8 protein-coding genes are annotated in these 10,076 nt (G+C 75.3%); 2 read left to right on the forward strand and 6 right to left on the reverse strand.

The features are described 5' to 3' along the window. The coding region (locus DQW06_RS18765; protein WP_157983486.1) for an AAA family ATPase at window positions 1-834 on the reverse strand (834 nt) is incomplete at its 3' end. A gap of 385 nt (window positions 835-1,219) precedes the next feature. Between DQW06_RS18765 and DQW06_RS18770 the strand changes: the two genes are divergently transcribed. Further along, window positions 1,220-2,392: a glutamate--cysteine ligase gene (locus DQW06_RS18770; protein WP_117199012.1), complete on the forward strand. Its 1,173-nt coding sequence runs from the start codon at window positions 1,220-1,222 to the stop codon at window positions 2,390-2,392. Window positions 2,393-2,647: 255 nt separating this feature from the next. Here the strand turns inward: DQW06_RS18770 and DQW06_RS18775 are convergent, their stop codons facing one another. Both DQW06_RS18775 and DQW06_RS18780 read right to left on the reverse strand, forming a co-directional pair. Then, window positions 2,648-3,712 (reverse strand): carbohydrate kinase, encoded by a 1,065-nt coding sequence (locus tag DQW06_RS18775; RefSeq protein ID WP_117199013.1) that lies wholly within the window; start codon window positions 3,710-3,712, stop codon window positions 2,648-2,650. Next, window positions 3,709-4,992, reverse strand: coding sequence for an AGE family epimerase/isomerase (locus tag DQW06_RS18780; protein ID WP_117199014.1), 1,284 nt, complete (start codon window positions 4,990-4,992; stop codon window positions 3,709-3,711). Before DQW06_RS18780 ends, DQW06_RS18775 begins: the two co-directional genes overlap by 4 nt. 270 nt (window positions 4,993-5,262) lie before the next feature. Here DQW06_RS18780 and DQW06_RS18785 point away from each other — a divergent pair, with 270 nt between their 5' ends. Further along, on the forward strand, window positions 5,263-6,102 hold the full coding sequence (locus tag DQW06_RS18785; protein WP_071623016.1) for an SDR family oxidoreductase: 840 nt from the start codon (window positions 5,263-5,265) through the stop codon (window positions 6,100-6,102). Between the two features lie 10 nt (window positions 6,103-6,112). Here the strand turns inward: DQW06_RS18785 and DQW06_RS18790 are convergent, their stop codons facing one another. The 3 genes from DQW06_RS18790 to nadE all read right to left on the reverse strand — a co-directional run bounded on the left by DQW06_RS18790 (window position 6,113) and on the right by nadE (window position 9,941). After that, window positions 6,113-6,973 (reverse strand): alpha/beta fold hydrolase, encoded by an 861-nt coding sequence (locus DQW06_RS18790; protein WP_013155593.1) that lies wholly within the window; start codon window positions 6,971-6,973, stop codon window positions 6,113-6,115. Between the two features lie 114 nt (window positions 6,974-7,087). After that, a complete protein-coding gene (locus tag DQW06_RS18795; protein ID WP_013155594.1) occupies window positions 7,088-8,416 on the reverse strand; it encodes an acyltransferase in 1,329 nt (442 codons plus the stop codon). 694 nt (window positions 8,417-9,110) lie between these two features. Continuing rightward, window positions 9,111-9,941: an ammonia-dependent NAD(+) synthetase gene (gene nadE / locus DQW06_RS18800; protein ID WP_013155595.1), complete on the reverse strand. Its 831-nt coding sequence runs from the start codon at window positions 9,939-9,941 to the stop codon at window positions 9,111-9,113. Between the last annotated feature and the right edge of the window lie 135 nt (window positions 9,942-10,076).

A 10,076-nucleotide genomic window follows, 5' to 3' on the forward strand; every position in this document is an offset into this window, starting at 1 on the left:
GCCATCGCCCAGGAGCTGGGCCCGGGACAGCCCCCGCAGGAGGCCGAGGACGGCGGCGGGGTTGCCGTGGGCGGCGCGGACCAGGGCGGAGCGCACGGCGGAGGCCGGGGTGACCGGGGCCCTGTCGGTGAGGATGTCGTGGACCGCCCGCTCCTCCAGTGGCGCGAGCGGGAGTTCGGTGACACCGGGGACGAGGGCGTCGGGAGGGGGCTCGGCGTCGGCCTCGGGCACGCGGGCCCCGGCGGGCTTGCCGCGGCCCTCGCGCGCGGTGAGGACGGCGGCGACGGGGGTTCCGGCGAGGCGCCGCGCGACGAAGGCCAGGGCGTCCAGCGAGGGCGCGTCGAGCCGGTCGGCGTCGTCCACGCACAGCAGGAGGGGGCGGTCGGCCGCGGCGCGGGAGAGCAGTTCGACCAGGCCGGTGTAGAGGGCGAGCCGGTCGGCGTCGGCGACCGCTCCCCGGGTCAGGGCGTCGCGGAGCAGGCCGCGCCGGGGCTCGGGAAGGCGCTCGGTCTCCTCCGCGAGGGGGCGGAGGAGGCGCTGGAGCCCGGCCAGGGGCAGGTCCGCCTCGTCGGCGACCCCGTCCGCGCGGAGCACGGTGAAACCACCCGCGGACCCGCTCAGGTGCTCCAGGAGCGCCGTCTTGCCGCGCCCGGGGCCTCCGGAGAGGAGCAGGGAGGCGCCCCGGCGGGACCGCGCGTCGTCCAGGGCGTCGGAGAGGGCCCGCTGCTCCGTGTCGCGACCCCGGAGGCGGGTGACGGGGGGTTGTGTGTTCCTGCCAGTCACGTGCACACATTCGCACAGCGGGCCCCCGACGCGGCAGGTGCGGGCGACCACACTGGTCGTTTCACCGATGCTCACCCGGAGTCGCACGCGACGTGCGTGACGGGCCTGGGTTGGGGTACTCGCGGTACTCACGGGACGGGTGCGCGGGCAGGGCATCACGGTGCCCACCTGGGTTTCCGTGGTCGGGGGAAGTGACGGGGCTCACCCTTCCGGGGGGGTCCCGCGCCGCCCCGGCTCCCACGCGGGCCGGGAGCAGGGTTATCAAGCCGTAACGTGCGCGCAACGACACACCCGCGATACCGGCAAACGGGACAAAAGATCACATGGATAGCTTTTTATCTTCTTCAGGACACTGTCGCGACCGCCCCCGACGGGGATATCCAGTCCGGGACGCCCCGTGAGGGAGCGCCCCTACGGCAGGGAGGGACCGACGCCCATGGAGAACCGCTCCACGGCAGCACACGACACGCGGCGGCCGGTGTCCGCCGGCACCCGCACCGGCAACCGCACCGTGCCCCCGACCTTCGGCGTCGAGGAGGAGTTCTTCGTCGTCGACCCCGGCACCCGCCTCATCCTGTCGCGGGCGCCCGAGGTGCTCGCCAACACCCGCGTCCTGGGCGACCACCTGTGCGGTGAGTTCTCCCGCGCGCAGGTGGAGGCCAACAGCCCGGTGTGCGACGACGCGGGCGAGGCCCTGCGCTTCCTGCGCGCGGCGCGCGGGGAGCTGGACCGCGCCGCGGGCGCGGCCGGGCTCGCCGTCGTCGCCTCCGGCACCGCCGTCCTGGGCGATCCGGCCTCGGTGGGGACCAGTGAGGGGCGCCGCTACGCCGACATCACCGCGCACTTCGGCGCGCTGCGCGAGTCGCACGTGGTGTGCGGCTGCCACGTGCACGTGGGCGTCCCCGACCGGGAGACCGCCGTGGCCGTGGGCAACCACCTGCGCCGGTGGCTGCCGTTCCTGGTGGCGCTGTCGGCGAACTCGCCGTTCCACGCCGGACGCGACACCGGCTACTCCAGCTGGCGCACGGTCGCCTGGAACCGGCTGCCCTCGGCCGGCCCTCCCCCGTTCCTGCGCTCCCTGGCCGAGCACGAGCAGGCGGTGCGGGCGCTCTCCGACTCCGGGGCGATCCTGGACCGGCGGATGGTCTACTGGGACGTCCGCCTCTCCGACCACCTGCCCACGCTGGAGATCCGGGTGAGCGACGTGGCCGCCACCGCCGAGGAGGCGCTGCTGCTGGCCCTGCTGGTCCGCGGCCTGACCGGTCGCGCGCTCGCCGACGTGCTCTACGGGGTCCCCGCGCCCGCCATCCCCGACCAGGCGCTGCGGGCCGCCGTGTGGCGGGCCGCCCGGGACGGGTTGGAGGGCGTGGTGCCCGACCCGCTGACCGGTGAGGCGCTGCCCGGGCACGCGGCCGCCGAACGGCTGCTGCACGCCGCGATGCCCGGCCTACTGGCCAACGGCGACGCCGACCTGGCCTCCTCGCTGCTCGGCCGGGTGCGGGCGGCCGGGAGCGGGGCCGCCCGCCAGCGCGCGGTGTACGCCCGGCGGGGCAGACTCGCCGACGTGGTGGACCACCTCGTGGTCCAGACGAGGGAGGGCCTCGTCTGAGGAGGGCGGGCCGCCGTTGTCCACAGGGGCTACCGCCCGCCCCGGATCCGCGGTTTCCTGGATACGGGGGTCCCCAGGGCCCTCCCACGTCGTGCTGCCCGCGTCCGGCCACCGGCTCCGGCAGCCCCGCCCGGCAACCGCTCCCGGAGGCCGCTCGGAGCGCCCGAAGGCGGCCGGGACCACCACTGCACCCCGGAACGCCCGAAGGCAGCCGGGACCACCGCTGCGCCCCGGAGCGCCCCAAGGCGGCCGGGGCTACCGCCGGGCCAGCTCCCCCGGGCTTCCCGGGTCCCCGGGGCTCCCGTCCACGCCCGCCACCTCGGCCATGGTGGGCGGGTTCGCCCCCTCCCGGGTCACCGTGACCGCGGCGACCGAGACCGCGAACCCCAGCAGGGCCTCCAGGTCCGCCTCGTCCAGTCCGGCGAGGCGGGCCCGCGGGTCCTCCCCCAGCCGGTCGTGACGGTCCAGCCAGTTCAGCAGGGCGCCCATGAAGGAGTCGCCCGCGCCCACGGTGTCGGCCACCTCGGTCCTGGGCGCGGCCACCGCCACCTCCTCGCCCCGGCAGACCGCCAGGGCCCCGTCGGCGCCCATGGTCACCACCACCAGCACCGGGCCCAGCGCGGCGACGGCGTGGGCCGCCCGGACCGGGGACAGGTCCGGGTACAGGAACGCCAGGTCCTCGTCGCTCGCCTTCACCAGGTGCGCCTGCGCGGCGTGGCGCAGGGCCAGCGCCCGCGCGGTGACGGGGTCGCCGATGACGTCGTGGCGGATGTTGGGGTCCAGGGTGAGCGTCACCCGCCCGCGCCCGTGCTCGCGGCGCAGCATCGCCTCGATCAGGGTGGCGCCGGGCTCGCGGAACAGCGCTATCGACGCGGCGTGCAGCGCGCGGACCCCCGGTTCCAGCTCCTCGGGCAGCTCCCCCGTCCGCCAGCGCCAGTCGGCGGCGTCGTCCATGCGGAAGTCGTAGCGGGCCGACCCGTCCCGGCCGAGCGTGGCCAGGGCCAGCGCCGTCGGCTCCCGGGCCGGGAGCAGTCCCGCCGGGTCCAGCCCCTCCCCGAGCAGGCGCTCGCGGATCAGCTCGCCGAAGCCGTCCGCGCCGATCCGCGCGAGCAGCCGCGTGGGCGTGCCCAGCCGGGCCGCCGCCACCGCCGTGTTGGCCGGACCGCCGCCGGGCGCCGCCTTGAGCACGTCGGGGCCGTGGGACGTGGGCAATAGGTCCATGACGTTCTCGCCCACCACGACGAGGCGGGGGGAGGACCCGGCCCCCGCGGTCCCTCCGGCCGGGGCGCCCTGCGCGTCCCCTGTGTTGTCGGCGGTCACGCGTTTCCTCCGGAGTCGTGGTCGGTGCCGGGCAGGAGGGCGGCCGCGATGGAGGCCGACAGCCCGATCTGGGGCAGGAGTGCCGCCTGGTAGGCGTGGTAGACGTCCGGTTTGCCCGGCCACACGCTCGCGGCCGGGCGGTTGTCCGGGTCCAGTTCGTGGTGCCAGCTGCCGCGTTCGCGGTCCACGTGGTACCGGTCGGCGTAGGCCCACCAGCGTTCGTGCAGGTCGGCGTAGGTGGCCACGCCGGTGTGCTCCCCCAGCGCCCAGGCTGCCATGGCGGCCTCGGCCACCACCCAGTGCATGCGCTCGCGCACGACCGGCCGGTCCTGCCAGTCGAGGGTGTAGACGAACCCCTCGGCGCCGTCGACGGCCCAGCCGCGCCGGACGGCGTGGTCGAACAGCGCCTCGGCGTCGGTGCGCAGCCACGCGGGGACGGGGTCGCCCGCACGGCTCAGCGCGACCTCCAGGTGGACCAGCAGGCGCGCCCATTCGAGCAGGTGGCCGGTGGTGCTCCCGAAGGGCCGGAAGGGGTGGTCGGGCCGGTCCCGGTTGTAGTCCGGGACGGGCTTCCAGTCGGAGGTGAAGTGCTCGGGCAGGCGCCAGTCGTGCTCGGCGGCCACGCCGTGGATCAGGCGCTCGGCGACGGAGAGCGCGCGGCGGGCCCACACGGCGTCGCCGGTGGCGTCGGCCGCGGCCAGGAAGGCCTCCACGGCGTGCATGTTGCTGTTGGCGCCCCGGTAGTCCTCGGTGGCGGTCCACCCGCTGTCCCAGCTCTCGCGCAGGGCGCCCGCGGACTCCTCCCAGAAGCGCTCCTCGACGACCCGCAGCGCGTCGTCGAGCAGCTCACGCGCTCCCGGGCGACCGGCGAGGGTGGCGCTGGAGGCGGCCAGGACCACGAACCCGTGCTCGTAGGCCGACTTGCGCGGCAGCTTATGGGAGCGCTCCCGGGGAGTGTTCCCCCCGGTGTCGTCCGGCACCCGGTCGAACCAGCCGCCGTCCCGGGCGTCGCGCAGGGGGCCCGTCGCCAGGGACGCCACACCGTGGTCGGCCAGCCGTCCGGCGTCGGCCTCCCCCCGCAGGTGGGCCAGGGAGAACACGTGCGTCATCCGCGCGGTGATCCAGGCGGCGGCGGGCCGGTCCCGCTCCACACGCCCGTCCGCGTCGAGCCAGCCGAAGCCGTCGGACACGGCGGATCCCGCGGCGAAGCCGTACAGCCGCCGCTCCTCCTCGCGCAGCCACTCGGGCAGGCCCGGGGCCGGTCGTGTCGATGGTGTCAATCCACTGCCTCCTCAAGGCGTCGGTGAGCGGGTCCACGGTATCCCGCGAACTCGACACCGCGGTAGACCGGGGAGCCCGGTCAACAGAACACACCATCGTTCCCGGGACAGAACATTCCGGACACGCGGCTCCGGAGGGCACGCGGCTCCGGAGGAAGGCCGAAAAACCGGGTGCGCCGCCCCACCCCTTCTGCCAGAGTCGCCCCGGCACCGCCCGGACCCGCGGCGGGGCCGGCTCCCCGTCCGTCCACGGCAGAAGGCAGGCCCGCCATGGCCCACTCCGGCCCCTCCCCCGAACACCCCGGCCGGGACGCCCTGTCCCGCGACCCCCTGCCCCTGCGCGGCAGGACCGCCCTGGTCACCGGCGCGAGCAGGCGCGGCGGCATCGGCTACGCCGTCGCCCGCCGCCTCGCCGCGTACGGCGCCTCGGTGATGGTCCACCACCACCAGCCGCACGACGCGGAGCTGCCCTGGGGCAGCGACGACCTCACCGCCGTGCTCGACGGCGTGCGCGAGGTGCTCGGCGACCCCGCCGCCCGCGTGGCCGACGTCGGCGCGGACATGGCCGACCCCGACGCGCCCCGGCGGGTGGTGGAGGCGACCGTGGCCGAGTTCGGGCACCTGGACGTCCTGGTGGCCAACCACGCGCGCAACGGCGGCGACGCGACGCTGGCCGAAGTGACCCTGGAGATGCTCGACGGGCACTGGGCGGTCGACGCCCGCGCGCCGATCCTGCTCGCCCAGGCCTTCGCGGCGCGGCACGACGGTCGCCCCGGAGGCCGGGTGCTGTTCATGACCTCCGGGCAGATCCGCGGGGCGATGCCCGGCGAGGTGGCGTACGCGTCGGCCAAGGCGGTCCTGGCCCAGATCACCCCGACCGTCGCCGCCGAGCTGGGCCCGCGCGGCATCACCGTGAACGCCGTCGACCCCGGCCCGGTGCAGACCGGCTACATCGACGGGGACCTCATGCGCCGCGTCCTGCCCGGCTTCCCGGCCGGGCGGGTGGGCCTGCCCGACGACCCGGCCAGGCTGCTGGCCTGGCTGACCACCGACGAGGCCTCGTGGGTGACCGGCCAGGTGATCAGCACCGACGGCGGTTTCAGCTGCTAGGGGTCCGGGCTCAGTCCGGGGGACCGGGTTTGGTCACCCGCCCGGCCGCGTTGCGCGCGGCGGCCTTGGCGCTCCCCAGGTCGGCGGCGCGGCAGGTCCACCGGACGTGCTCGGCGGCCGTGACCGGGTCGTCGGCCATGGGGATGTGCCCGCTGCCGATCAGCGAGACCATGCGCGCGTTGGGCACCCGGTGGTGGGCGTGCGCGGCGCTGGACGGCAGCAGCGTCCGGTCGCGGTCGCCCCAGGCGATGGTGACCGGGCACTCGATCGGCCGTGCCGTGAAGACGTACTCGGCGATGCGCGGCACGAGCCGGATGTAGGGCGAGCCCTGCTGGAGGCCCCGGACGCTGAACCGGGTCGCCTTGGCCTCGGGCGTCGAGGGGTCGCCGCGCAGCGCGATCCGCGCGGCCGTCCTGGCCGGGGCGGTGTTGGCCAGGCGCTCCTTGACCGGCATCGGGACGCGCGCGGCCAGGCGGGAGAGCGCGCCGACCCCGCGTATCGCGCACCGGGCGAGCCTGTCGGAGAACCCCGCCGGGGAGAACACCGTCACGGACGCGGCCAGGCCCCGGACCCCCAGTTCGAGGGCGATCGATCCGCCGAGCGAGTTGCCCGCCAGGTGCGGGCGCTCCAGCCCGTGCAGGCGGCAGAACGCCTCGATGTCGTCGGTCAGGGTGAGGACGTCGTAGGGCTCGTCGGGGCCGGGCCCCGGTGAGGCGCCGAACCCCGGCAGGTCCACGCAGACGACGCGGTAGTCGGCGGAGAGCCGCCGCATCACGGCGGTCCAGCTCTGGCGGCGGTCCCCGAGTCCGTGGAGGAGGACCAGGGGGCGGCCGCTCCCCCGTTCTTCGAAGGCGATACGTGTCGGGTCCATGTCCTTCGGTCTACCCGATACGGGGACCGGTAGCGCCCCTGGCTCGCGGGCACCGGGGCGTGCGGCCGGGCCGGGCGCCGCGAACGGGGGCGCCCCGGCCCGGCCGCGAGGCGGTCAGCTCCTCCGGGGAGCCCGAGTCAGCACGACGCCCGACAGCACCGCGAGCAGTCCGAGCACCGGTCCCATGCCGAGCCCCAGGCCGGACACCGTCAGCAGCAGCATCCCGCCGCCGACCAGCGCCGCGGCGGCCAGGACGCGGACCATGCCCGGGGAACCGCTCAGCACCTTCGGCGGGTTCTCGAACCGCACCGCCCAGTGCGCCAGCGGCACGATCAGGGGCACCAGGACCACCAGCCCCAGCACGCCCCACAGCACCCACAGGCCCGTCAGCGGCTCGGGGGTGTCGATCCCCAGGCCGAACACCAGCACGCCCGCCACCACGCTGAGCGGCAGCATGTGCCACAGGTAGACCGTCATCAGCTGCGGGCAGATCCGGTCCAGCAGACGCGCCGGGCCCGGGCGCTCGGACCAGGCGCTGATCCGCTCGCGCAGCAGCACCGCGACGCCGATCTGCAGCGCGCCCATGGCGGCGAGCACCAGGGTGGGCGGGGACACGTTGGAGGACTCCGTGGCGAACACGCCCGTCATGTTGAGCGAGTAGGGGCCGAACGTCGTCAGGGCCAGCGCGGCGGCCGCGCCGCCCGCCACCATCCCCGCGGCGTAGCGCAGGCGGATCGTCCCCGTCGCGTAGCGGAACCCCAGCTGGTGCACGCCCAGCCACACGAAGGCCACGTTGAGGTAGCCGACCCAGTCCGCGCCGGTGGAGAAGCGGGTCAGGTCCACGGCCGCGGCGGCGGCCAGCAGGGCGATCGGGACCCACCAGCCGAAGAGCTCCTGGGCCCGGAACAGCAGCGGGGTGGACACGACCACCAGCACGTACACGGCGAGGAACCACAGCACCATGCCCGCGGCCTCGGCGCCCACCAGGACGGCCTGGGCCGGTGCGCCGCCCAGGACCAGCAGGTGGGAGGCGACGATCCACAGGGCCGCCAGCGGCACCACCGGCCAGGCGAGTCTGCGCAGTCTGCGCGCGAACCAGTCCGAGGCGGACATGCCCCGGCCCGAGGCCGAGCGCCAGCTGATCAGGTTGGCCGCGCCCCCGACGAAGAAGATCAGCGGCATGACCTGGACGACCCACGTCAGCACGAAGCCGCCCTCGGTGGACAGGACGCTGCCCGCCTCGAGGGACCCGGGCTCGTGGACGAGGACCGGCAGCCACCAGTGCTGCATGACCACCAGGGCCATCACGAACAGCCGGATGACGTCCAGGAACCTGTCCCTGCCCGCCCCGGGCCGCGGTGTCCGCGGAGAGGGCAGGAGGACGGTACTGGAGGCGTACGCCGACGACGTGCCTCCGCCTTCGTTCTCGACGGTCACGGTCATCGGTCGCTCCTTGGTCTACCCCGTACGCGTGTGCGTCCCCGGACGCGGTGGTGCGCGGGGGGCCGTGTGGCCGGGATCAGGGGGTGGCGACGCGTTCTCGAACGCGCCCGGTGGCGTGGCCGCGTCAGCTCAACTGTCGGCGACGCGTGGTAAACGAGAGTAGGTCCGGCCGGGTGGTGGCCGCGATGGATCTGGCGCCCCTCTCCGAGGGGCGGTTGGCCCGACCATGGAAGGTGGTGCCTGCACCACCGCGCGTCAGCGCACGGCGGATCGGGGACCGTTCTCCCCCGGGCGGAGGGCGCGGAAGCGCCGAACGTGCTCCGGGAAGTCCGAGGGAGTTCCCGCACACGGTACCCCGCGAGACGGCGTGCACGAAACCCTTGGGGAAGGTCCGTGTGCGGAGACGGAACAGCTGTCCGGAGCGGTCGGGCCGTGCGGCACCGGCGTGAGGACCCCGGGCACGAGCGGAAACGGCGGCTGGGGCGTCAGCGGAGCCGACACCCTGAGCGGAGGCGGGACCGGCGCCCCGTGCGGGCCCGCTCCGGCCCTGTGACCGGGAAGTCCACCGGCCCGGCCGCGTACGCCGTGGTCTTGTACCCGCGGCGGGTCCGGAGCGTCGAACCCCGCTGCGGGTACAGGACCACCGCGGGTCAGAACCCCTCGCGTCACACAGGCGACGTTTCCGGTCGCGGTGTCAGGGAGCGGTGGGCAGCGCGCGCTTGTGGGCGGTGACGCGGTACCGGTCGACCAGCGCGGTCTCCACGTGCCCGGGCACCGGCAGGCCCTCCAGGAAGTCGTCGATCTGGTCGTAGGTCAGGCCGAGCGCCTCCTCGTCCGGCTTCTGCGGGGAGAGCGTCTCCAGGTCGGCGGTGGGCACCTTGCGCACCAGGTCCTCCGGAGCGCCCAGCTCGGCGGCGACCGCGCGCACCCGGCGCTTGGTCAGCCCGGTCAGCGGCACGAGGTCCGCGCCGCCGTCGCCGTACTTGGTGAAGAAGCCGGTGACCGCCTCGGCCGCGTGGTCGGTGCCGACCACCAGTCCGCGCAGGCCGCCCGCGACCGCGTACTGGGCGATCATCCGCTGCCGCGCCTTGACGTTGCCGAGGACGAAGTCCGCCGAGGACTCGCTGGCGTAGGTCATCCCGGCGGCGGCCAGGGAGTCGGCCATGGCGTCGCTGGCGGGCCCGACGTCCACGGTGAGGCAGCGCTCGGGGGCCGTGAACTCGACGGAGCGGGCCGCGTCCTCCTCGTCCTTCTGCTCGCCGTAGGGCAGTCGCATGGCGACGTACTCGCACTCGTGTCCGTTCTCGCGGGCCCGGTCCACCGCCAGGCGGCACAGGCGTCCGGCCGTGAGCGAGTCCACGCCGCCGCTGATGCCCAGGACCAGCGCGGTGGAGCCGGTGCTGATCAGCCGCTCGGCGAGGAAGGCCACACGGCGTTCGATCTCGACGCGCGCGTCGAAGTGCTCGGGCACTGCGAGGTCGCGGATGATCTCGCGACGGGCCTGGCTCAGCTCGGTGTCGGTCACTGCGGTCCCCCGTGGGTGTGGTGCGTGTGCCCGCCGATTATCGCCTGTCCCGTGTTCGGGGACGAGTCCGGGGAGCGTCCGGGACCGGAAGCGGCGGTGGAGGGGCGCGGTCTCGGAGCCGGGGGAAGGGAACGC

Source organism: Nocardiopsis sp. TNDT3 (assembly GCF_003427465.1).
Classification (GTDB): domain Bacteria; phylum Actinomycetota; class Actinomycetes; order Streptosporangiales; family Streptosporangiaceae; genus Nocardiopsis; species Nocardiopsis dassonvillei.